This window comes from Lentzea xinjiangensis (assembly GCF_900110955.1).
GTDB classification, from domain to species: Bacteria; Actinomycetota; Actinomycetes; order Mycobacteriales; family Pseudonocardiaceae; genus Lentzea; species Lentzea xinjiangensis.
Genome location: NZ_FOFR01000016.1, coordinates 41,504 through 63,347, shown reverse-complemented (window position 1 = coordinate 63,347; position 21,844 = coordinate 41,504). Strand labels below are relative to the sequence as shown.

The window sequence follows — 21,844 nt, the reverse complement described above, 5'->3', positions numbered from 1 at the left end:
AGATCCAGAACCGTTGTTCATGCCGGTGACGGCTCCGCGTCACGTGCCGAGACTAGAAACTCGTTTCATGTCGCTCTCTCGTCGTGGGTTCATGGCTGCCGTCGCCGCCGCTGCTTCGGGCACGTTGCTGCCGCCGTCGGTGTACGCCGCATTGGCCCGTGAGCCCCGTGCGGGAGGCTTGCGCGCGATCAAGCACGTGGTGCTGCTGATGCAGGAGAACCGGTCGTTCGACCACTACTACGGGACATTGCGCGGTGTGCGCGGGTTCTCCGACCGCAATGCGTTGCGCGGGGTGTTCAACCAGTCGGGCGTGCTGCCGTTCCCGGTGCGGGAGGCGGCGTCCGGCCGCGACATCCAGTACATCGGCGACCTGGACCACAGCTGGGAAGGCGGGCACGCGGCGCTGCGCGGTGGCTGGAACGACAACTGGGTCCCCGCCAAGACCGCGGCCACGATGGCGTTCTACACGCGCCAGGACCTCCCGTTCCACTACGAGCTGGCGGACACCTTCACGCTGTGCGACGCCTACCACTGCTCGGTGCCGTCCTCCACGTCGCCGAACCGCAACTACTGGGTGTCCGGGTACACCGGCTACGAGCCCACGGGTGCTCGCGCGACCGGCAACTCCGCCTACAACGAGGACAACCACGCCGGCTACACGTGGAAGACCTACCCCGAGCGCCTCGAAGCGGCCGGGCGGTCGTGGCAGGTCTATCAGGAATGGGACAACTTTCAAGATAACAACCTGGAGTTCTTCGTACGGTTCAAGGAGATCGCGCGCAAGGTCCTGCCCGCCGGGTTCAAGTCGCTGGACAAGCTCTACGGCACCGGCGACCCCGCGCTGATCGGCTCCCTCGACCTCTCCCGGTTGTCGCCCGCGGAGAAGTCGTTGTACGACAGGGGACTGCGCCGCGTGCGGCCCGGAGGGCTCGGCGAGGCGTTCCGGGCCGACGTCGAGAGCGGCCGCCTGCCCGCCGTGTCGTACCTGGTGCCCTCGTCCGTCGACTCCGAGCACCCCGGCGCGTCGTCGCCCGCCGCGTCCGCCTCGATCACCTACCAGGTGCTGGACGCGCTGGCCTCCAACCAGGAGGTGTGGGAGTCGACGGTCCTGTTCATCACCTACGACGAGAACGACGGCTTCTACGACCACGTGCCGCCGCCGCGCCCGCCGTTGTCCGCGACGGACGAGTACGTGGGCGATCGGCCGTTGGGACTGGGTACGCGCGTGCCGATGACCGTCGTCTCACCGTGGTCCGTCGGCGGTTACGTGTGCTCGCAGGTGTTCGACCACACGTCGATGACGCAGTTCCTGGAGCGGTGGACCGGCGTCCGCTCCGAGGAGATCTCCACCTGGCGCCGCACCGTGTCGGGGGACCTGACCTCGGCGTTCGACTTCGACCGGCGCCGCACCTGGCCCGAGGTCGGCGAGCCGGCCCCGGTGCCGCCCGCCACGCCGCGGTGGCGTCCCACGCCTCCGTCCGACCAGAAGATGCCGGAGCAGGAGGCCGGACGGCGGCGTGCGCGCGCTCTGCCGTACCAGCCTGACGCGTCGTTGCGCGGGTCCCGGCTGGAGATGACGAACACCGGTTCGGCGTCGGTGCACCTGGCGCTGTACCCGTACTCGGGCCAGTTCGCGCTGCCGCAGCACTTCGACGTCGCGTTCACCGCTTCGACCGACATCGCCGGGGACCACGACCTGGTGCTGCTGGGCCCCAACGGTTTCCGCCGTGAGTTCGCCGGCTCTGCTTCTGACCGTGCGCGGGTGTCGTCCTCGGTGCGTGGGTACAGCCGTGTGCTGACGCTGACGTTCGAGAACACCGGCTCGTCACGGCTGACGTTCGTGCTGGGACGGCGCAGGTACGTGGTGCGTCCCGGGCATCGGCACGTGATCCCGTGGCTCACCGCGCTGAACTCCGGCTGGTACGACCTCACCGTGACGGTGGAGGAGGAGCCCCGGTTCCGCCGCCGGCTCTGCGGCCACATCGAGAACGGCCAGGAGTCCATCTCCGGCTAGCGTCTGGCCCGTGGAGAGCACGGGGGACGAGATCCGGCGGCGGATGGTCGAGCACGAGTCGCCGGACCCGAGCGGCCTGGTGCTGACCGGTGCGACGATCACCGGTCAGCTCGACCTCTCCGACGTGGTGGCGAAACGGCCGCGGGTGCTGGTTCGACCGTCGGCCACGGCCACCGCCAGCGGCTGAGCGGGGCGGAACGCCGAGGAGTCGGTCGACGCCACCCGCTGCGTGGTCGACACCGCGTCGGGCGCGGGGGCAGTTCGTGCCGGCGTGGCTGTTGCGGGTGCCGGCTGGGCGTTCGTGACCCTGTTCGTGGCGGGCTTCACCGGTTCGGTGAGGCGCAACGCGTGACTGTCGGAGGTGTCTGATACACCAGGAGGCATGAGCGCGAAGACCGGAGCGAGAAAAGGGGAGCGGGTCCCCGCCGCGTCGCTGCCGGTCGCCCGGATCGTGGTGGACGTGCCCCTGGCACACCTCGACCGCCCCTTCGACTACGCGGTTCCGTCCGAACTGGACACCGCGGCGGTCCCCGGCTGCCGGGTCCGCGTCAGGTTCGCGGGCCAGCTCGTCGACGGCTACCTGCTGGAGCGGGTCGAGACCTCCGAGTACGGCAAGAAGCTCACCTACCTCGACAAGGTCGTGTCCCCGGAACCGGTGCTGGCCCCGGAGATCGCGACGCTGGCGCGCACGATCGCCGACAGGTACGCCGGCGGCATGATCGACGTCCTGCGCCTGGCCATCCCGCCCCGCCACGCCCGCGCCGAGGCGGCCGCCTCCGGTGAGCCGGCACCGCTGCCGCAGCTACCCGCGTGGGTGGGGAAGCCCGCGCCGGGCGAACGGCAGCCCGTGGCCGGACAGGTGCCCGAGGACGGACGCCCGTCCGCGGGCGGACACGGATCCGCAGACGGGGACGTGGCTGCGGGCGGACACGCGCCTGCGGACGAACGCGCACCCGCTGCCGAAGAGGCGCCTGGGGACGAACGCCCGCGAGTCGGCGGACCTGCGTCTGCCGGGCCTGCGTCTGCCGGACCTGCGTCTGCCGGGGTCGGCTCTGCCCGGCTCGTGTCCGCCGAGGGGCGGGTGCTTGCCGATGAGTCCGCGCCGACCGGTCACGCCGCTCAGGTCGGCCATCCCGATCAGCCCAGCCATCCCGGTCAGCCCAGCCATCCCGGTCAGCCCAGCCATCCCGGTCAGCCCAGCTATCCTGGGCACGCCGGTCAGCCTGGTCATCCCGGCCACCTCGATCACCCCGGCGCGCTTGTCCATCCCGGCCAGCCCGACGATCCCGGCCAGCCCGACGATCCCGGCCAGCCCGACGATCCCGGCCAGCCCGGTACCACTCCGTCTTCCTCCGCCGACTCTGCCGAGCACTCGCCGTCGGCTCCCGCCGAGGTGGTCGGCACCGCAGGCCCCGCGCCCACGACGGCCGCCCGCCCGCCCGCGCCGGAGGCCGGGCCCACGGCTGCGGCATCCGCCTCTGATGGGAGCCCGCCGTCCGCCGGGGACCAGCCGTCCGCCGTCGCCGGAAGCCTGTCGTCCGCCGCCTGGGACCAGCCGCCCGCCACCGCCGGGAGCCCGCCGCCCGCCCGGTCCCAGCTCCCGCCCGTCCCCGCCGACGCCTGGTCGCGCTATCCCCGCGGCCCCAAGTACCTCGAAGCCCTCCACGAGGGCCGCCCCGCTCACGCCGTCTGGCAGGCCCTCCCCGCCGAGGACTGGCCGGCCCGCCTCGCCGAGGCCGCGGCCGCGGTCGCCTCGGCCGGGCGCGGCGTGGTGATCGTCGTGCCGGACCACCGCGACCTGGCCCGCGTCGCCGCGGCGTGCGGGAAGCTGATCGAAGGCGTCGTCACCCTCTCGGCCGATCTCGGGCCGTCCGAGCGCTACAAGCGCTGGCTGGCCGTGCGCCGCGGTGTGGCGCGCGTGGTGGTGGGCACGCGCGCCACCGCGTTCGCGCCGGTCAAGGATCCCGGGTTGCTGGTCGTGTGGGACGACGGCGACGACCTGCACACCGAGCCCCGTGCGCCGTATCCGAACGTGCGCGATGTGCTGGTGCAGCGCGCGCACATGAGCGGCGCCGCGCTCCTCATCGCCGGCTTCGCGCGCACGGCGGAGGCCCACCTGCTCGTCGAGACGGGGTGGGCGCACGAGATCGTGGCGTCGCGGGAGACGCTCAGGGCTGTCGCTCCGCGGGTGGTGTCGGTGGGGGACAACGAGTGGCAGGACGTCAAGGACCCGGCGGCCCGCACCGCCCGGCTGCCGTCCATCGCGTTCGACGCAGCCCGGTTCGCCCTCGCCGACTCGCCGGTGCTGATCCAGGTGCCGCGGCGCGGCTACGTGCCGGCGCTCGCCTGCGGTCAGTGCCGCGGGCCCGCCCGGTGCCGTCGTTGTGCCGGGCCGCTCGCGTTGCCCGGCGGGACCGAGGACGGGCTGCCGAAACCCGCGTACTGCCGGTGGTGCGCCGCCACGGAGGCCGGGTTCCGGTGCCCGACGTGCGGGTCGCGCCGGTTGCGCGGGCAGGTCATCGGGGCGCGGCGCACCGCGGAGGAGCTCGGGCGGGCGTTTCCCGGCTATCCGGTGCGCACCAGCGGAGCGGACGAGGTGCTCACCGAGGTGCCGGGCAAGCCCGCGCTGGTGGTCGCGACGCCGGGCGCGGAGCCGGTGGCCGTGGGCGGCTACGGCGCGGTGCTGCTGCTCGACGGGTGGGCGCTGCTGGGACGCGCCGACCTGCGGGCCTCCGAGGAGGCGCTGAGGCGGTGGATGACGGCCGCGGGGCTGGTGCGGCCGGGCAACGGGCGCGTGGTCGTGATCGCGGACTCCGCGCTGACGCCGGTGCAGGCCCTCGTCCGGTGGGACCCGGTGTGGCACGCGGCCACGGAACTGGCCGCGCGCACGGAGCTGGGGTTCCCGCCGGCGGTGCGGATGGCGACCGTGGACGGCACCCCGGACGCGGTGAACGCCCTGCTCGACGAGCTGCGGCTGCCGCCGAGCGGCGAGGTCCTCGGGCCCGTGCCGCTGGGCGACGACGAGACCAGGGAGCGGGCGCTGGTGAGGGTCGCGCGGGCGGAGGGGCGGCAGCTCGCCGCCGTGCTCGCCGAGGCGCAGGCCGTCCGGACGGCGCGCAAGGAGCAGGAGCTGGTGCGCATCAAGCTCGATCCGCTCGAGGTGCTCTGAGCCCGCTCAGTCCTCGAAGTGGGACCGCAGGCCGGCGATGTGCTCGCGGATGTCGTCGTCGGTCAGCTTCTCGTAGCCGAGGTACTCGCTCATGTAGGCCATCAGGTCGTCGCGCTCGGGGTGCTCCTCGCTGGCGATGACGTGCGCCGTCGTGCCCGCGATCCCCGCCGGGAACAGCAGGAAGCCGTCGAGGCCCGCCATCGTGTCGAACGAGGCGTTCTTGGCCTCCCACAACGTCCAGACGTCCTCCTCGCGGCCGCACTCGGCGAGCAGCAGCGCGGCGAGCGCCAGCGACTCGCTCACACCCCAGCCCTCGCGGTGGGTCGCGGTCTCCTCGGCCAGCAGGTGGCGCAGCAGGTCCGCGTCGCCCTCGCGGCGCTCGCGCAGCAGGAGGCGCAGCGCCTCCTCGCGGTCGGCCTCGTCGAGGTGGGTGCTGGTGAAATCCGTCCGCAACCGGTCAAGATCAATCGACACCTCCGCACCTTAGGCCTTCCTCAAGGGGTGTTGCCATCCGGTCGCAAGGGAGTAGAAGAGTGCGCATGTTGCGAACGGTTGCCGCACTGACGCTCTCCGTCGTACTGGTCGCTCCCGCTCCGGCGGGCGCGGCGGAACCACCACCTCGCGTACCCGAGCAGGTCGGGTGGGGCGGCGCGGTGTCCAGCGTCGACCCCGACGCGTCCCAGATCGGCATCGACGTGCTCCGCCGCGGTGGCAACGCCGTCGACGCCGCCGTCGCCACCGCCGCCGCGCTCGGCGTCACCGACCCGTTCTCCGCGGGCATCGGCGGCGGCGGGTTCTTCGTCCACTACGACGCCAAGACGCGCCGGATCTCCACTTTGGACGGCCGGGAGACCGCACCGCGCGCCGCGACCGAGCAGCTCTTCGTGGAGAACGGCGCGCCGCTGCCGTTCGCCGAGGCCATGACGAGCGGGCTGTCCGTCGGCGTCCCCGGCACGCCCAAGACGTGGCAGCAGGCGCTGCGCAGGTGGGGCACGCTGAACCTGCGCGAGGCCATGGCGCCGGCGGAGGCGCTGGCGCGGCGCGGGTTCGTCGTCGACAAGACGTTCAACTCGCAGATCGCGAACAACGCCGCCCGGTTCGCCGACTTCACCTCGACCCGCGACCTCTACCTGCCGGGCGGTCAGCCGCCCGCGGTGGGCAGCACGTTCCGCAACCCGCAGCTCGCCGACACCTACCGCGAGCTGGCGCGCACCGAACTGGCCTCGCTCTACGGCGGCGCGGTCGGCCGCGACCTCGTGCAGGCCGTGCGGAAACCGCCGGTCGTGCCCGGCTCGGCCCGCAACGTCCGCGCCGGTGCCATGGAGATCTCCGACCTGACCCGCTACCAGGTCGAACGCCGCGACCCCACGCACACGCGCTACCGCGGCCTCGACGTCTACGGCATGGCGGCGCCGTCGTCGGGTGGCACGACCGTCGGCGAGGCGCTCAACATCCTGGAGTCGACCGACCTCTCCCGCGCCTCCGAGGTCGAGTACCTGCACCGCTTCCTGGAGTCGACCAAGCTCTCGTTCGCCGACCGCCTGCGCTGGGTCGGCGACCCGGCCTTCTCCCGCGTGCCGACCGAGGGCCTGCTCTCGCAGCGGTTCGCCGACAGCCGCGCGTGCCTGATCAAGCCCGACGCCGTGCTGCCGGCCCCGCAGCCCGCCGCGGACCCGCGCGACCCGCGGGCCTGCGCGGCCACCGCCGGTACCTCCGCCCTGCGCGAGGACGCCGAGCGCACCACCCACCTCACGGTCGCCGACCGCTGGGGCAACGTCGTCGCCTACACCCTCACCATCGAGGCGGAGGGCGGCAGCGGCATCGTCGTCCCCGGCCGCGGCTTCCTGCTGAACAACGAGCTCACCGACTTCGAGTTCGTGGCTCCGACCCCCGGCGTCCCGCACCCGAACCTGCCCGGTCCCGGCAAGCGCCCGCGCTCGTCCATGGCCCCGACGATCGTCCTGGACCACGGCAAGGTCGTCCTCGCCGTCGGCTCGCCCGGTGGTTCCACCATCATCACCACGGTCACCCAGATCCTGACCGCGCGCCTGGACCGCGGGGCGTCCCTGCTCGACGCCGTCGCCGCCCCGCGCGCCTCCCAGCGCAACGCGGCGACGACCCCGGCCGAGGCGGAGTTCATCGCCGCCGCGTCCACCGCGGGCTTGCAAGCCATCGGTCACCGGTTCAGCCAGAACGCCGAGATCGGCGCCGCCACGGCCGTCGAACGGGCCTCGGACGGCCGCTGGCGCGCGGTCGCCGAGCCCACGCGGCGCGGGGGAGGAGCGGCCCGCGTCGTGAAGGCGGGCTGAGCACCCCCGTCGAGCGGCTCCTCGCCGGACCCGCCTGCCGGAGCGCGGACCCCGCACTCCGGCAGGCTCGGCGTCCGCACCGGCGCCGGTGTCCCGACGCGACACCGGCGCGCTACTTGTTGGTGCGTCCGTCGATGCGTTCGCGCAGCAGATCGGCGTGGCCGTTGTGCTGCGCGTACTCCTCGATGAGGTGCAGGTGCAGCCAGCGCACCGACATCTCGCCCTGCCGCTCGTGCACGAAGGTGTCGTCGAGGTCCCGCGTGGCCGCCGCCGCGCGGGCCTCGGCCATCTCGGCGAAGAGACCGGCGTACTCGGCCTCGGCGCGGGCCGGGTCCAGGTCCTCGAAGTCGCCGCCGGGGTTGCCCGGCACGCGGTAGGGCGCCTGGACGTCCTGCCCGGCCAGGCGGATGCGGAACCACACGCGCTCCACGTCCGTGAGGTGGCGGATCAGGCCCAGCAGGGTGAGGTTCGACGGCGGCGCGGACGCCGTGGCGAGCTGCTCGCCGGTGAGGCCCGCGCAGGCGCTCAGGAACAGGGTGCGATGGCGGTCGAGCATCGCCTCCAGCATCGGGCGCTCGGCGCCGAGCACCGGTTCTTCGATCGGTTCCACTTCGGGTGCGGTCCACGTCATGGGTTCATGACTAGCCGATCCGGCCCGCGAAGACGATCTCTTTGCCCCGCGGTGCCGCCAGGGGTCCGGCGGCCCCCTTCCGCCCGCGCGGTCGCATCAGCCTCCCGACCGGGTCGTGTCCACCTTCCGGACGAGGGCCGCGCCCGCTCGTCCCACCTCAGGCCGATGTGGTCCCGATACCCCAAGCCGATGCACGTTGACCTGCGCGAACGGCACAGTTCACGGCATGGCGACGACAACCGTTCACCCCGCACCGGCAGCCCACCTCGACGTCCTCGCGGCGCTGCGGCCCGTTCTGACGGCGCTGCGCTTCACCGGCCACTTCCTCGTGGCGCTGGTGGGCGTGATCTTCCTCGGCAGCGCGTCCGAGCACTGACCGCGCTCCTCGTAGACTGGCCACCAGCCCACCACGAGGAGCATTGCGTGACCGTCCAACCCATCCGCCTGTTCGGCGACCCGGTGCTGCGCACCCCCGCTGCCGAGGTCACCGACTTCGACAAGGAACTGCGCACCCTGGTCAAGGACCTGTGGGACTCGATGCAGGACGCCGGCGGAGCGGGACTCGCCGCGCCTCAGCTCGGCGTCGGGCTGCGCGTGTTCACCTACCACTGCGACGGCTTCGCGGGCCATCTCGTCAACCCGACCTGGGACGTGGTCGGCGAGGAGATGCAGGAGGGCCCCGAGGGCTGCCTGTCGATCCCCGGCATGTCGTGGGACTGCAAGCGCCACCTGCACGTGGTGGCGAAGGGCTGGAACATGCACGGCGAGCCCGTCGAGGTCGAGGGCACCGAGACGCTCGCGCGCTGCATCCAGCACGAGACCGACCACCTCGACGGGGTGCTGTTCCTCGACCGCCTCGACACCGAGACGCGCAAGCAGGCCATGCGGGAGATCCGGCAGGCCGAGTGGTTCGACGGTACGGTGCCCACCTTGAAGCAGAGCCCGCACCCACTCTTCGGCAGGTCCAGCTGACCATGCGACTCGTGTTCGCCGGCACGCCCGAGGTCGCACTCCCCTCGCTGCGCGCCTTCATCGACTCCCCGCGCCACGACGTCGTCGCCGTGGTCACCCGCCCCGACGCCCCCTCCGGCCGCGGCCGCAGGCTGGAGCGCTCCCCGGTGGCGGCGCTCGCCGACGAGCACGGCATCGAGGTCCTCACCCCGGCCAAGGCGGGCGATCCCGAGTTCCTCGACCGCCTGCGCGCGCTGGAACCCGACGTCTGCCCGGTCGTCGCCTACGGCAACCTGCTGCCGCAACGCACCCTGGACGTCCCCCGGCACGGCTGGGTCAACCTCCACTTCTCCGTCCTCCCCGCCTGGCGCGGCGCGGCACCGGTGCAGGCCGCCGTGCGCAACGGCGACGACATCACGGGCGCCTCGACGTTCCGGATCGTCAAGGAGCTCGACGCGGGCCCGGTGTTCGGCGTCGTCACCGAGAAGGTGCGCGACCGGGACACCTCCGGCGACCTGCTGGCCAGGCTGGCCGTCTCCGGGGCGGACCTCCTGCTGTCCACCGTGGACGGCATCGAGGACGGCACGCTGCGCGCCGTCGAGCAGCCCGCCGACGGCGTCACCTACGCCCCGAAGATCACCGTCGAGGACGCGCGCCTCGACTTCACCACGCCCGCCGTGGCGGTGGACCGCCTGGCGCGCGCCGTGACGCCGGAGCCCGGCGCGTGGGCCGAGTTCCGGGGTGAGCGCCTCAAGCTCGGCCCGGTGACACCCGTGCCGGACGTGACCCTGCCCGCGGGCGAGGTGCTCGTCGAACGCAAGCGCGTGCTCGTGGGCACGGCGACCACCGCCGTGGCCCTCGGCGAGGTCCAGGCGCAGGGCAAGAAGCGCATGGCCGCCACCGACTGGGCCCGCGGCGTGCGCATCGAGGCAGGGGAACGCATCGCATGAGGCGCCCTGCGAGGCGGGCACGCCTCACCGCGCCTGACCGGGCGCAGGCAGGGTCCGGCCCGGTCCGCGCCGCTCGGGTGGGCGACCGTGGTCCGGTGGGGAGCCGGGCGGCGGGCGGCACGAACCCGGCAGGCGTCTTCCACGCCGGGGCTGAAGGGCGCGGGGTTGGAAGGCTTGGGGCTGGAGGGTTTGGGGCTGGAAGGCCTGGAGCGGGAAAGCCCAGTGTAGAAAAGCCTGGGGCAGGAAAGCTTGTTGCGCGAAGGCCTGAAGCAGGTAAGCCCACCGCAAGGAAGCTCAGGGCACGAGAGTCCGGCGCAGGAACGCCTGGGGTAGGAACGCCCGGAGCACAAAGCCCGGGGTGGGACAGCCTGGAACAGGTAAGCCCAGAGCAGGTAAGCCCCCGGCGCGAGCCCGAGGCACGTCAGCCCGAGGCACGTCAGCCCGAGGCACGGCAGCCCGAGGCACGTCAGCCCGAGGCACGTCAGCCCGAGGCACGGCAGCCCGGAGCACGGCAGCCCGGAGCACCGCAGCTCGAAGCACGAAAGCCAGAAGCAGTGAAGTCCGAAGCAGTGAAGCCTGAAGCAGTGGAGTCCCAAGCAGTGGAGCACAGCGCATGACCGACTACTCGCGAGGCGCTTCCAAGCCGTCCCGCCCGCGCAGGCCCCACCCGCCGCGCCGGCGCACCGGACCCTCCAGGCCGCCCGTGGAGGACCCGGCACGCCTGGTCGCGCTGGAGACGCTGCGCGCGGTGCGGCAGCGCGACGCGTACGCGAACCTCGTGCTGCCGCAGCTGCTCCGCGACCGTCGCATCACCGGTCGCGACGCCGCCCTCGCCACCGAGCTGACCTACGGGACGGCGCGGGCGCGGGGCCTGCTCGACGCCGTCATCGAGGCGTGCTCGGACCGTCCGCTGTCCGAAGTGGACGGCTCGGCGCTCGACGCGTTGCGCCTCGGCGCGTACCAGTTGCTGCGCACGCGGGTTCCGGCGCACGCGGCGGTCGCCTCGACCGTCGACCTCGTGCGGGCCGAGCGCGGCTCCGGGATCGCGGGCTTCGTCAACGCCGTCCTGCGCCGGGTCGCGGAGCAGGACGAGGCGGCGTGGGTCGACGAGCTCGCGCCCGATCCGGACAACGACCCGGTGGGCAACCTGGCCTTCTCCCACGCCCACCCGCGCTGGATCGCGCAAGCGTTCGCGGAAGCCCTCGGCAGCCGTGGCGAGCCGCTGAAGCTCGCCCTGGAGGCCGACGACGCGCGGCCGGCGGTGCACCTCGTGGCACGTCCGGGCGAGGTGACCGCCGACGAGCTCGCCGCCATGACCGGCGGTGACGTGGCGCCGTACTCGCCCTACGGCGTGCACCTGGAGGCGGGGGCGGGCGACCCGGGCGATCTCGAGCCCGTCCGGGAACGCCTCGCCACCGTGCAGGACGAGGGCAGCCAGCTCTGCGCCCTGGCCCTCACGCGCGCCCCGCTGGAGGGCACCGACGACCGCTGGCTGGACCTCTGCGCGGGCCCCGGCGGCAAGGCCGCCCTGCTGGCCGCACTGGTCGGCCTCGAAGGCGGCGAGCTGATCGCCGTCGAGAAGGCACCCCACCGCGCCGAGCTCGTGCGCAAGATCACCTCCGGCCTGCCGGTCACCGTGCACGTGGCCGACGGCCGCGAGACCGACTTCGTCGAAGGGGCGTTCGACCGCGTGCTGGTCGACGCGCCCTGCACCGGTCTCGGTGCCCTGCGCAGGCGCCCGGAGGCGCGGTGGAGGCGCCAGCCCACCGACGTCGGCACGCTCACGAAGCTGCAGCACGAGCTGCTCACCGAGGCGTTGCGACTGGTGCGTCCTGGCGGTGTGGTGGCTTATGTCGTGTGCTCACCTCATCTCTCCGAAACCGTCGGGGTCGTGACTGACGTCGTCCGGCGCACCGGGGCCGAAGTGCTGGACACCCGCGAGCTCTTCCCCGGAGTTCCGGACCTCGGGGAGGGGCCGCACGTGCAGCTCTGGCCGCACCTGCACGGAACCGATGCGATGTTCTGCGCGGTGCTGCGACGCCCTGCTCGAGCGCTCGGGAAGGACGCTAGCGACGGGGTCTGACAGTGATGGGCCCGTCGGCCCGCAATGGGGCACAACGGCCTCCGGGTTCACCGATCCGGGTGACGGGCGGGCGGGCCGATGCTCGCCCGGCCACTCACATCAGGCCTGCAACACGTGCAGCACCGTGGACTGAGCCCACTTGCCGCCCACCGCGTACACCGAGCTGCCGCCCGGACCCCAGGCCAAGCCGGCCGAGTACGGGTCCGGCACCTCGTAGGGGCGGAACTCGGTGAGGGAGCCAGCCTGGTAGATGCGCACGGACGTGGTGTTGCTGGTGCCTGCCGCCAGAGCGCCCGTGTCGGCGCTCGTCGCGACCGCGACCGGGTAGTGGCCGGTGTTGTAGCTGCCGCGCACGGCAAGGGTGTCGCTCGTGTACGACTGGATGTGGTACGGCGCGCCAGAGGCCACGTGGACCTGCGTGCCGTCCGTCGAGAACTCGACGTCGGACAGGTTGCCGCCCGCATCACGGGTCGCCTGGACGACCAGCCCGTGGCCCGCCTCCCGCAGCACCTGGAGCGCCGCGGGGGACAGGCCCGGCTGGCCCGCCGCCAGCAGACCTGGCCTGGCCGGGGATGACGCCAGCTGCCGGGGGCTGTAGTGCCCGGCAGCCAGGTCCGTGCGGGGTTCCTCGCCGTTGAGGCCGACACGGCCGATGCCCCCCTCCCAGGTGGAGCAGCCATAGCTGAAGTACAGCCGGTTGTTGGTGATCGCCAGATCGGACGGGCACACCTCGCCGACCGGGTAGCGCGCCCGCTCGATCAGCGTCAGCGCGTCCAGGGCGGCGATCGCGCCGTCCTGCGACAGGGCGACGAAGACCGTGCCGCCGTCCGGGCTCAGCGCCAGACCCGTGGCGCCGGGCAGGTTCGTCAGCTTGGTGACCAGGTTGCCCGACAGGTCCGTGACGGCGACCGCGTGGTCGAACCTGCTGCTCACGAACACGTGCCCCTGAGCAGGGGCCACCGCGATGTCCGAGAACGACGTCAGCGGTAAGGCGGCGCTGTGCTGCGGCGGTTCCGCGAGCGCGGGCAGGGCGGTGGCCGCCACCAGGGCGGCCGTCATCGCGGTGGCACTGAGCCACCGGTTCCACTTGCGCATCTTGCTCCCCTCAGTGCACGGGTGAACACCCGTGGTGAGGCACGTTAACCGAGGAAGATCAAGATCTTTACCGCCTAACATCGCAGTCGTGACAACGCGTGGGTTGCTCGGATTGGTCGCTTCCGGTTGCGGCGGTGTCGAGTCGTGGTTCCGCACAGAGCTCGCCGAGCCCGCCGCGCGGCGGGGCTGGCGGCTCGCGATCACGCTGACGCCGACCGTGGTCCCGTGGTTCGAGGAGGCCGGTGAACTCCAGGCGCTCCAGGCGCTCACGGACCTGAGGATCAGGTGGCAGCCGCGGCTGCCGAGCCAGCCCAAGCCCTACCCGACGCCCGACGCGTTCATCTTCGCCCCCGCCAGTGCGAACTCGGTCGCCAAGCTGGCCCTGGGCATCGGTGACAACCAGGCGCTGACCGCGCTGAACGAGGCCATCGGCGTCGAGAGCTGCAAGGTCGTCGTCATGCCTCAGGCCAATGCGGACAAGCGCCGCCATCCGCTGTGGGAGACGCACGTCACGACGCTCACCGATGCGGGTGTCGTAGTGGTCTCAGAGGTGGCTCCCGGCAGGCTGCTCGACCTGCTGGACACCTAGACTTCACCCTCGTGGTCCAGACGCCGATGATCGCCCCCAGCATCCTGTCCGCCGACTTCGCGCGGCTCGCCGACGAGCTCGCGGCGGTGCCCACGTCGGACTGGGTCCACGTCGACGTCATGGACAACCACTTCGTGCCGAACCTGACCCTCGGCCTGCCGGTGGTGAAGTCGCTGCTCGAGGTGACCGACATCCCGGTCGACTGCCACCTGATGATCGAGGACCCGGACCGCTGGGCGATCGGCTACGCCGAGGCGGGCGCGTACAACGTCACCGTCCACGTCGAGGCCGCGAACGACCCGGTGAAGCTGGCCGCGGACCTGAGGGCCGCGGGCAGCAAGGCGGGGCTGAGCATCAAGCCGGGCACGCCGCTCGAACCGTACGTGGACGTGCTCAAGCACTACGACACGTTGCTGGTCATGTCGGTCGAGCCCGGTTTCGGCGGGCAGAAGTTCATGGCCGACGTGCTGGAGAAGGTGCGCCGGGCGCGCCACCTCGTCGACACCGGGCACCTCACGCTGCTCGTGGAGATCGACGGCGGCATCAACGCCGACACGATCGAGCAGGCCGCGCTGGCCGGGGTGGACTGCTTCGTCGCGGGGTCCGCCGTCTACGACGCCGCCGACCCCGGCAAGGCCGTCGAGGCCCTGCGCGCCCAGGCCGCCCGCGCCAGGGCAGCCGGTACCGCGTGACGCCCGAGGACGCGATGGTGCTCGCCATCGCGGAGAGCGAGCGGGTGCGGGGGACCACGAGCCCCAACCCGCCGGTCGGGTGCGTGATCCTGGACAGCGCCGGAAGAGCGGTCGGCTTCGGCGGCACGCAGCCGGTCGGCGGGTCCCACGCCGAGGTCATGGCGTTGAAGGAAGCGGGCACGAAGGCACAAGGCGGCACCGCGGTGGTCACCCTTGAGCCGTGTGCGCACTACGGCCGTACGCCACCGTGCACGGAAGCGCTGCGGGAAGCCGGCATCAAGCACGTCATTCACGCCGTGAGCGACCCGAACCCCAGTGCCGCGGGTGGCGCCCGGATTCTCGAAGAAGCCGGCATCACCGTCGAGAGCGGACTGCTGCGACAAGAAGTCAGTCGTGGTCCTCTCAGGGCGTGGCTGCACTACGCGCGCACGGGACGTCCACACGTGACGTGGAAGTACGCGGCCTCGCTCGACGGCCGGATCGCCGCGCGCGACGGCACCAGCCGGTGGATCAGCTCGGAGACCTCCCGCAAGGAGGTCCACGACCTGCGCGCGAAGCTGGACGCGATCATCGTCGGCACGAACACGGTCCGCGCGGACGACCCCGCGCTGACGGCCAGGGACGCCGGTGGAATGCCGCTGGCCCGCCAGCCGTTGCCCGTGGTCGTGGGGATGAGCGACCTGCCGGCTGGAGCGAAGCTCCGGCGCACTGCGCTACACCTGCGCACGCACGACCCGGACGAGGTGCTCGCCGCGCTGGCGGACCGGGGCGTGGTGGACGTGCTGCTCGAGGGCGGTGCCACCGTGGCCGGCGCGTTCCTGCGCGCCGGGAGGATCGACCGCGTGCTCGCCTACGTCGCGCCGGCGCTGCTCGGGGACGGTCCCGCGGCGGTGCTGGACGCGGGCGTGTCAACCATCACGGACGCTGTCCGGCTGACCGTGGAAGACGTCACCATGAGCGGACCGGACTTGCGGATCAGCGCGGTTCCGCAAACTTAGGAGGAACGGTGTTCACCGGGATCGTCGAGGAACTCGGCCACGTGGTCGCGACGCAGGACCTGCCCGACGCGGCACGGATCCGCGTCGCCGGGCCGATCGTGACCAGCGATGCGAAGCACGGTGACTCCATCGCGGTGAACGGCGTCTGCCTCACCGTCGTGGAGGTGGAGAACGGCACCTTCACCGCCGACGTGATGCGCGAGACGCTGGAACGCAGCAGCCTCGCGAAGATCACCGCGGGCGACCGGGTCAACCTGGAGCGCGCGGCCGCGGTCGGCCAGCGCCTGGGCGGGCACATCGTGCAGGGCCACGTCGACGGCACGGGCACGGTGCTCGCGCGGGAGAAGGCCGAGCACTGGGAGGTCGTCCACATCGGACTGCCGCCGCAGCTCGCCCGCTACGTCGTGGAGAAGGGCTCGATCACCGTCGACGGCGTGTCGCTGACCGTCGTCTCCGTGTCCGAGGACCAGTTCACCGTGAGCCTGATCCCGACCACGCTCGACCTCACCACGCTCGGGCACCGCACGCCGGGCGCCGTGGTGAACCTGGAGGTCGACGTGCTGGCGAAGTACGTCGAACGACTGGCGATCCCGCACCTGCGGGCCATCGCGGGCGAGGAGGCCCAGTGAGCACCGAGTTCGCCGACATCGAGCGGGCGGTCAGGGACATCGCCGCCGGGCGGCCCGTGGTCGTCGTGGACGACGAGGACCGCGAGAACGAGGGCGACCTGATCTTCGCCGCCGAGAAGGCGACGCCGGAGCTGCTCGCGTTCATGGTCCGCTACACGTCCGGGTACGTCTGCGTGGCGCTGACGGACTCCGACTGCGACCGCCTCGACCTGCCGCCGATGTACCACACGAACCAGGACCAGCGCGGCACCGCGTACACGGTCACCGTGGACGCGCGCGAGGGCGTCAGCACGGGCATCTCGGCGGCCGACCGGGCCCGCACGATCCGGTTGCTGGCCGACCCGACCGCGAAGGCCACCGACTTCAACCGCCCCGGCCACGTGGTCCCGTTGCGCGCCAGGGACGGTGGCGTGCTGCGCCGCCCCGGCCACACCGAGGCCTCCGTCGACCTCGCGCGTCTCGCGGGCCTGTCGCCCGCCGGCGTGCTCTGCGAGATCGTGTCGCAGAAGGTCGAGGAGGACATGGCCCGCCGCGACGAGCTCGAGGTGTTCGCGGCCGACCACGACCTCGCGCTGATCACGATCGCCGACCTGATCGCGTACCGCCGCCGGGTCGAGACCCAGGTCGAACGGGTCGCGGAGGCCCGCATCCCCACGGCGCACGGCGTGTTCACCGCCGTCGGCTACGACAGCCTGCTCGACGGCATCGAGCACGTCGCGCTGGTGTACGGCGAGCTCGGCGACGGCGAGGACGTGCTGGTGCGCGTGCACTCCGAGTGCCTCACCGGCGACGTCTTCGGCTCGCTGCGCTGCGACTGCGGCCCGCAGTTGGACGCGGCGCTGGAAGCCGTTGCGGCCCAAGGACGCGGCGTCGTGCTGTACATGCGCGGGCACGAGGGCCGCGGCATCGGCCTGATGCACAAGCTCCAGGCCTACCAGCTGCAGGACCAGGGCGCGGACACCGTGGACGCGAACCTGGTGCAGGGCCTGCCCGCCGACGCCCGCGACTACGGCACGGGCGCGCAGATCCTCGTCGAGCTCGGTATCAAGTCCATGCGGCTGCTGACGAACAACCCGGCCAAGCGCGTCGGTCTGGAGGCCGGATACGGTCTGCGCGTGCTCGACCGGGTGCCGCTGCCGGTCTCCCCGAACCCGGAGAACCTGCGGTACCTGCGCACCAAGCGCGACCGGATGGGCCACGAGCTGCACCAGCTCGAGCAGTACGAGGCCGTTGTTTCCGCTACGGAGGACCAGGAATGAGTGGCGAGGGCCGCCCCGAGCAGACCGTGCTCGACGGCAAGGGCCTGAGCGTCGCGATCGCGGCGACGCGCTGGCACACCAAGATCACCGACCAGCTCGTCGAGCGCGCCTTGCAGGCCGCGCGGGACGCGGGCTGCGCCGACACGACCGTCGTGCGCGTCGCGGGCGCGATCGAGCTCCCCGTGGTGGTGCAGGAGCTCGCGCGCCACCACGACGCGGTGGTCGCGCTCGGCGTGGTGATCCGCGGTGGCACGCCGCACTTCGAGTACGTGTGCGACTCGGTGACGGCCGGGCTCACCCGCGTCGCCCTGGACGAGTCGACGCCCGTCGGCAACGGCGTGCTGACCACCGACACCGAGGAGCAGGCCTTGGCCCGCGCCGGTCTGCCGGGCTCGGTGGAGGACAAGGGGTACGAGGCCACCGTCGCCGCGATCGACACCGCACTGGTGCTGCGCGGCCTGCGCCAGCCGTGGACCGAGCGGGGGTTCGAGTCGTGACCACCGTCGTCTTCCGCCCCAGGAAGATCCGCCGCGTCGCGTGGGCGTGCGCGGTCGGTCTCGTCGTCGTGTTCACGATCGTCGGCCTGCTGCTCGGCAACACCCCGACCGGCGTGATCTTCCGGACCTCCGACCAGGTCGCCATGATCGTCCTGGGTTTCCTGCTCGCGGGCGGTGTCCTGCTGCTGACCCGTCCGCGCGTCACGGCCGATGCCGCGGGTGTCGACGTGCGCAACGTCGTGACGTCGCACCACTACGACTGGAAGGACGTGCTGTCGGTCAGCTTCCCCGACGGTGCGGCGTGGGCCCGTCTGGAGCTGCCGGAGGACGAGTACATCTCGGTCATGGCCGTGCAGGCCGTGGACCGCGAGTACGCCGTGGCGTCTGTGCGCGCGTTGCGCGAGCTGCACAAGGCAGCGCGTTAAGTCCACTGGCCGAGGATCGCGCCCGCGAGCGTGAGCCCGACGACGTGGTAGCCCGCCCCGATGGCCGCGAAGGTCAGCGGGGCGGGCTTCGTCATGTCGTAGGCGCCCGTCACGAACCTGACCGGCAACGCGATGCCGGCACCGATGACGAGCCCGAGCAGGACGCCTTCCATGATGGTGTCGGTGTCCGACGCGACGCCGATCATCGCGGTGACGAGCGTGAGGACGAGACAGGTGGCGAGCGGGACGGCGTAGGTGCGCACGCCCGTCTCCTCCGGTGGGCTGAGATCCCGTCCGGACGCGTGGTGCCAGGCCCTGCCGAACGCGTAGTCGGCGTACCACACCATCCCCAGCGCGAAGTAGGCGATCGTCGCCACGGCAACGGCCAACCAGTTCAGGTCGCCGAGCACGGTCAGGCTCATCAGGTTCTCCCGCGGTGATCAGGGTGACTTGGCATCGCGGGCTACCGGGTGGGTGTTACCGGTGGTTCGGCTCCGGACATCGCGGAACAGGGCGGGCGTGGCGCCGTCATGGCGAAGGCCCGCCCGGAACGCGTCCGGACGGGCCTTCGGAACCGGTCTGCTGACTAGCTGCGGACCATCTTGCGCAGCACGTACTGCATGATGCCGCCGTTGCGGTAGTAGTCGGCCTCACCGGGGGTGTCGATGCGGACGACCGCGTCGAACTCGACCTTCGAGCCGTCGGCCTTCGCGGCCACCACGTGCACGGTCGACGGGGTCTCGCCGTCGTTGAGCTTCGTGATGCCGGTGAAGTCGAACGTCTCGGTGCCGTCGAGGCCCAGCGACGCGGCGTTCTCGCCCTGCGGGAACTGCAGCGGCAGAACGCCCATGCCGATCAGGTTCGAGCGGTGGATGCGCTCGAAGGACTCCGCGATCACGGCGCGGACGCCGAGCAGCGAGGTGCCCTTGGCCGCCCAGTCGCGCGACGAGCCCGAGCCGTACTCCTTGCCCGCCAGCACGACCAGCGGGACACCCGCCTCCGCGTAGGCCACCGACGCGTCGTAGATGGTGGTCTGCGGGGCGTCGGGCTCGAGGAAGTTGCGGGTGAAGCCACCCTGCACGTCGTCGAGGAGCAGGTTGCGCAGGCGGATGTTCGCGAACGTGCCGCGGATCATCACCTCGTGGTTGCCGCGGCGCGAGCCGTAGGAGTTGAAGTCCTTGCGCTCGACGCCGTGCTCGGTCAGGTACTTGCCCGCGGGCGAGTCGGCCTTGATCGAACCGGCGGGGGAGATGTGGTCCGTGGTGACCGAGTCGCCGAGCAGCGCGAGGACGCGCGCGCCCGAGATCTCGGTGACCGGCTTCGGGTCCATCTCCATGCCCTCGAAGTACGGGGGCTTGCGCACGTAGGTGGACTCGGCGTCCCACTCGAAGGTGTTGCCGGTCGGCGTGGGCAGCGACTGCCAGCGCTGGTCGCCCGCGAAGACGTCCTTGTAGCCCTTGGTGAAGCCCTCCGGCGAGATCGAGGTCGAGATGACCTCGGCGATCTCCTGCGGCGACGGCCAGATCTCGCTCAGGTAGACCGGCTTGCCCTCGGTGTCGGTGCCGAGCGGCTCGGTGGTGATGTCCTTGTCCATCGACCCGGCCAGCGCGTACGCCACGACGAGCGGCGGCGAGGCGAGGTAGTTCATCTTGATGTCCGGGTTGATCCGGCCCTCGAAGTTGCGGTTGCCGGACAGCACCGAGACGACCGCGAGGTCGCCTTCCTGCACACCCGCGGAGATCTCGTCCTGCAGCGGGCCCGAGTTGCCGATGCACGTGGTGCAGCCGTAGCCGACCAGGTGGAAGCCGAGCTTCTCCAGGTACGGCATGAGGCCGGCGCGCTCGTAGTAGTCCATGACGACCTTCGAGCCCGGCGCCAGGGTCGTCTTGACCCACGGCTTGCGCTCGAGACCGCGCTCGACGGCCTTCTTCGCGAGCAGCGCCGCGCCCAGCATCACCGACGGGTTCGAGGTGTTGGTGCACGACGTGATCGCGGCGATCGCCACGGCGCCGTGGTCCAGCTCGAACTCGTTGCCGTCGAGCGAGACCTTGACCGGGTTGGACGGACGGCCGTCGGCGCCTTCGGCGGCGGTCTGCAGGCGCGGTGCGCCGTTGCCGTCCTCGCCCTCGTGCACGGCGATCGGGTCGGAGGCGGGGAACGTCTCCTCGACGGCCTCGTCCACGTCGGACTTCTCGTCCGCGACGTGCGCGACGTAGTCCTTCAGCGCGGTGCGGAACGACGCCTTGGCGTTGGTCAGCTCGATGCGGTCCTGCGGGCGCTTCGGGCCGGCGATGGACGGGACGACCGTCGCGAGGTCCAGCTCCAGCGTCTCGGAGTAGACGGCCTCGCGGGACGGGTCGTGCCAGAGGCCCTGCTCCTTGGCGTAGGCCTCGACGAGAGCGATCTGCTCCTCGGAGCGGCCGGTCAGGCGCAGGTAGTCGATGGTCTCGCCGTCGATCGGGAAGATGCCGACCGTGGAGCCGAACTCCGGCGACATGTTGCCGATGGTGGCGCGGTTCGCGAGCGGCACGGCGCCGACGCCCTCGCCGTAGAACTCGACGAACTTGCCGACGACGCCCTGCTTGCGCAGCATCTCGGTGATCGTCAGCACGAGGTCGGTGGCGGTGGCGCCTGGGGGCAGCTCACCGGAGAGCTTGAAGCCCACGACGCGCGGGATCAGCATGGAGACCGGCTGGCCGAGCATCGCGGCCTCGGCCTCGATGCCGCCGACGCCCCAGCCCAGCACGCCGATGCCGTTGACCATCGTGGTGTGCGAGTCGGTGCCCACCAGGGTGTCCGGGTACGCCTGCCCGTTGCGGACCATGACGACGCGGGCCAGGTGCTCGATGTTGACCTGGTGCACGATGCCGGTGCCGGGCGGCACGACCTTGAACTCGTCGAACGCGGTCTGGCCCCAGCGCAGGAACTGGTAGCGCTCCCGGTTGCGCTCGTACTCCAGGTCGACGTTCAGCTCGAACGCGTCCGGGCGGCCGAAGATGTCGGCGATGACCGAGTGGTCGATCACGAGCTCGGCGGGGGCGAGCGGGTTCACCTTCTCGGCGTCGCCACCGAGCTGGGTGACGGCTTCGCGCATGGTCGCGAGGTCGACGACGCACGGCACGCCGGTGAAGTCCTGCATCACGACGCGGGCCGGCGTGAACTGGATCTCGGTGTTGGGCTCCGCGGTGGGGTCCCAGGCGGCGAGAGCGCGCACGTGGTCGGCGGTGATGTTCGCGCCGTCCTCGGTCCGCAGCAGGTTCTCCAGCAGGATCTTCAGGCTGAACGGAAGACGCTCGGCGCCCTCCACGGCGCTCAGCCGGAACACCTCGTACGAGGCGTCGCCGACGTTGAGCGTGCCGCGGGCGCCGAAGCTGTCCAGGCTAGTGCCTCCGGCGCCGGCGGGCGCGGGCGTAGCTGGCTGAGTCACGTGCAACTCCATACTGGTGACAGCGCAGTGGTCAGTTCGGGTATGGGGAGAGTCTTCCTCAAGCGGTCGACCACTGCCCCTCGACCCCAAACAGTACGCTTGTCCTGTAATCGGGTTCAACCCAGG

The 21,844-nt window shown here is 71.9% G+C and carries 20 protein-coding genes; 15 read left to right on the top strand and 5 right to left on the bottom strand.

From position 1 onward, the window contains the following. The first annotated feature begins 19 nt into the window (after positions 1 to 19). The 3 genes from BMW88_RS28805 to BMW88_RS43555 all read left to right on the top strand — a co-directional run bounded on the left by BMW88_RS28805 (position 20) and on the right by BMW88_RS43555 (position 5,183). On the top strand, positions 20 to 2,014 hold the full coding sequence (locus BMW88_RS28805) for a phosphocholine-specific phospholipase C (protein WP_342715253.1): 1,995 nt from the start codon (positions 20 to 22) through the stop codon (positions 2,012 to 2,014). 10 nt (positions 2,015 to 2,024) lie between these two features. Next, a complete protein-coding gene (locus BMW88_RS42205) occupies positions 2,025 to 2,201 on the top strand; it encodes a hypothetical protein (protein ID WP_177221427.1) in 177 nt (58 codons plus the stop codon). A gap of 195 nt (positions 2,202 to 2,396) precedes the next feature. Then, complete coding sequence (locus tag BMW88_RS43555; protein ID WP_245778126.1) at positions 2,397 to 5,183, top strand: primosomal protein N' family DNA-binding protein; 2,787 nt, start codon at positions 2,397 to 2,399, stop codon at positions 5,181 to 5,183. Between the two features lie 6 nt (positions 5,184 to 5,189). On the opposite strand, the gene BMW88_RS28790 is transcribed toward BMW88_RS43555, so the two are convergent. Next, the gene (locus BMW88_RS28790; RefSeq protein WP_143116297.1) at positions 5,190 to 5,657 is read right to left on the bottom strand and encodes a hypothetical protein; all 468 of its coding nucleotides are present in this window, start codon (positions 5,655 to 5,657) and stop codon (positions 5,190 to 5,192) included. Between the two features lie 65 nt (positions 5,658 to 5,722). On the opposite strand from BMW88_RS28790, the gene ggt reads away from it, so the two are divergent. Then, positions 5,723 to 7,492: a gamma-glutamyltransferase gene (ggt, locus tag BMW88_RS28785; RefSeq protein WP_089956733.1), complete on the top strand. Its 1,770-nt coding sequence runs from the start codon at positions 5,723 to 5,725 to the stop codon at positions 7,490 to 7,492. Between the two features lie 112 nt (positions 7,493 to 7,604). Here the strand turns inward: ggt and BMW88_RS28780 are convergent, their stop codons facing one another. Next, positions 7,605 to 8,123 carry a DinB family protein gene (locus BMW88_RS28780; protein ID WP_089956337.1) on the bottom strand — a complete coding sequence of 173 codons (519 nt, stop codon included), beginning with the start codon at positions 8,121 to 8,123 and terminating at the stop codon, positions 7,605 to 7,607. Between the two features lie 226 nt (positions 8,124 to 8,349). Here BMW88_RS28780 and BMW88_RS42200 point away from each other — a divergent pair, with 226 nt between their 5' ends. The 4 genes from BMW88_RS42200 (at position 8,350) to BMW88_RS28765 (ending at position 12,107) form a co-directional block, all read left to right on the top strand. Then, on the top strand, positions 8,350 to 8,499 hold the full coding sequence (locus tag BMW88_RS42200) for a hypothetical protein (RefSeq protein ID WP_177221426.1): 150 nt from the start codon (positions 8,350 to 8,352) through the stop codon (positions 8,497 to 8,499). 47 nt (positions 8,500 to 8,546) lie between these two features. Beyond that, entirely contained in the window at positions 8,547 to 9,095 is a 549-nt protein-coding gene (def, locus tag BMW88_RS28775) for a peptide deformylase (RefSeq protein WP_089956335.1), read from the top strand. A 2-nt stretch (positions 9,096 to 9,097) separates the two neighbouring features. Next, entirely contained in the window at positions 9,098 to 10,024 is a 927-nt protein-coding gene (fmt, locus tag BMW88_RS28770; RefSeq protein WP_089956332.1) for a methionyl-tRNA formyltransferase, read from the top strand. 613 nt (positions 10,025 to 10,637) lie between these two features. Beyond that, positions 10,638 to 12,107, top strand: coding sequence for an RsmB/NOP family class I SAM-dependent RNA methyltransferase (locus BMW88_RS28765; RefSeq protein ID WP_089956329.1), 1,470 nt, complete (start codon positions 10,638 to 10,640; stop codon positions 12,105 to 12,107). 99 nt (positions 12,108 to 12,206) lie between these two features. Here BMW88_RS28765 and BMW88_RS28760 read toward each other — a convergent pair whose 3' ends face one another. Next, on the bottom strand, positions 12,207 to 13,202 hold the full coding sequence (locus BMW88_RS28760; protein ID WP_089956328.1) for a hypothetical protein: 996 nt from the start codon (positions 13,200 to 13,202) through the stop codon (positions 12,207 to 12,209). 88 nt (positions 13,203 to 13,290) lie between these two features. Between BMW88_RS28760 and BMW88_RS28755 the strand changes: the two genes are divergently transcribed. Genes BMW88_RS28755 through BMW88_RS28725 form a run of 7 tightly spaced genes read left to right on the top strand, consistent with a single transcriptional unit; the run spans position 13,291 to position 18,291 of the window. Continuing rightward, the gene (locus BMW88_RS28755) at positions 13,291 to 13,791 is read left to right on the top strand and encodes a flavoprotein (protein WP_089956326.1); all 501 of its coding nucleotides are present in this window, start codon (positions 13,291 to 13,293) and stop codon (positions 13,789 to 13,791) included. A gap of 26 nt (positions 13,792 to 13,817) precedes the next feature. After that, positions 13,818 to 14,483, top strand: coding sequence for a ribulose-phosphate 3-epimerase (rpe, locus tag BMW88_RS28750; protein WP_089956729.1), 666 nt, complete (start codon positions 13,818 to 13,820; stop codon positions 14,481 to 14,483). Positions 14,484 to 14,497: 14 nt separating this feature from the next. Continuing rightward, a complete protein-coding gene (gene ribD, locus BMW88_RS28745; protein ID WP_089956731.1) occupies positions 14,498 to 15,481 on the top strand; it encodes a bifunctional diaminohydroxyphosphoribosylaminopyrimidine deaminase/5-amino-6-(5-phosphoribosylamino)uracil reductase RibD in 984 nt (327 codons plus the stop codon). Between the two features lie 8 nt (positions 15,482 to 15,489). Continuing rightward, complete coding sequence (locus BMW88_RS28740; protein WP_089956324.1) at positions 15,490 to 16,110, top strand: riboflavin synthase; 621 nt, start codon at positions 15,490 to 15,492, stop codon at positions 16,108 to 16,110. Further along, positions 16,107 to 17,369, top strand: a complete 1,263-nt coding sequence (locus BMW88_RS28735) for a bifunctional 3,4-dihydroxy-2-butanone-4-phosphate synthase/GTP cyclohydrolase II (protein WP_089956322.1) — start codon at positions 16,107 to 16,109, stop codon at positions 17,367 to 17,369. Before BMW88_RS28740 ends, BMW88_RS28735 begins: the two co-directional genes overlap by 4 nt. Further along, complete coding sequence (ribH, locus tag BMW88_RS28730; protein WP_089956320.1) at positions 17,366 to 17,866, top strand: 6,7-dimethyl-8-ribityllumazine synthase; 501 nt, start codon at positions 17,366 to 17,368, stop codon at positions 17,864 to 17,866. The genes BMW88_RS28735 and ribH overlap by 4 nt, the downstream gene beginning before the upstream one ends. Continuing rightward, a complete protein-coding gene (locus BMW88_RS28725) occupies positions 17,863 to 18,291 on the top strand; it encodes a PH domain-containing protein (protein ID WP_089956316.1) in 429 nt (142 codons plus the stop codon). The genes ribH and BMW88_RS28725 overlap by 4 nt, the downstream gene beginning before the upstream one ends. Here BMW88_RS28725 and BMW88_RS28720 read toward each other — a convergent pair. Both BMW88_RS28720 and acnA read right to left on the bottom strand, forming a co-directional pair. After that, the gene (locus BMW88_RS28720) at positions 18,288 to 18,713 is read right to left on the bottom strand and encodes a DUF1761 domain-containing protein (protein WP_089956312.1); all 426 of its coding nucleotides are present in this window, start codon (positions 18,711 to 18,713) and stop codon (positions 18,288 to 18,290) included. The genes BMW88_RS28725 and BMW88_RS28720 overlap by 4 nt on opposite strands. Before the next feature lie 164 nt (positions 18,714 to 18,877). Then, the gene (acnA, locus tag BMW88_RS28715; protein WP_245778125.1) at positions 18,878 to 21,718 is read right to left on the bottom strand and encodes an aconitate hydratase AcnA; all 2,841 of its coding nucleotides are present in this window, start codon (positions 21,716 to 21,718) and stop codon (positions 18,878 to 18,880) included. Positions 21,719 to 21,844 lie beyond the last annotated feature (126 nt).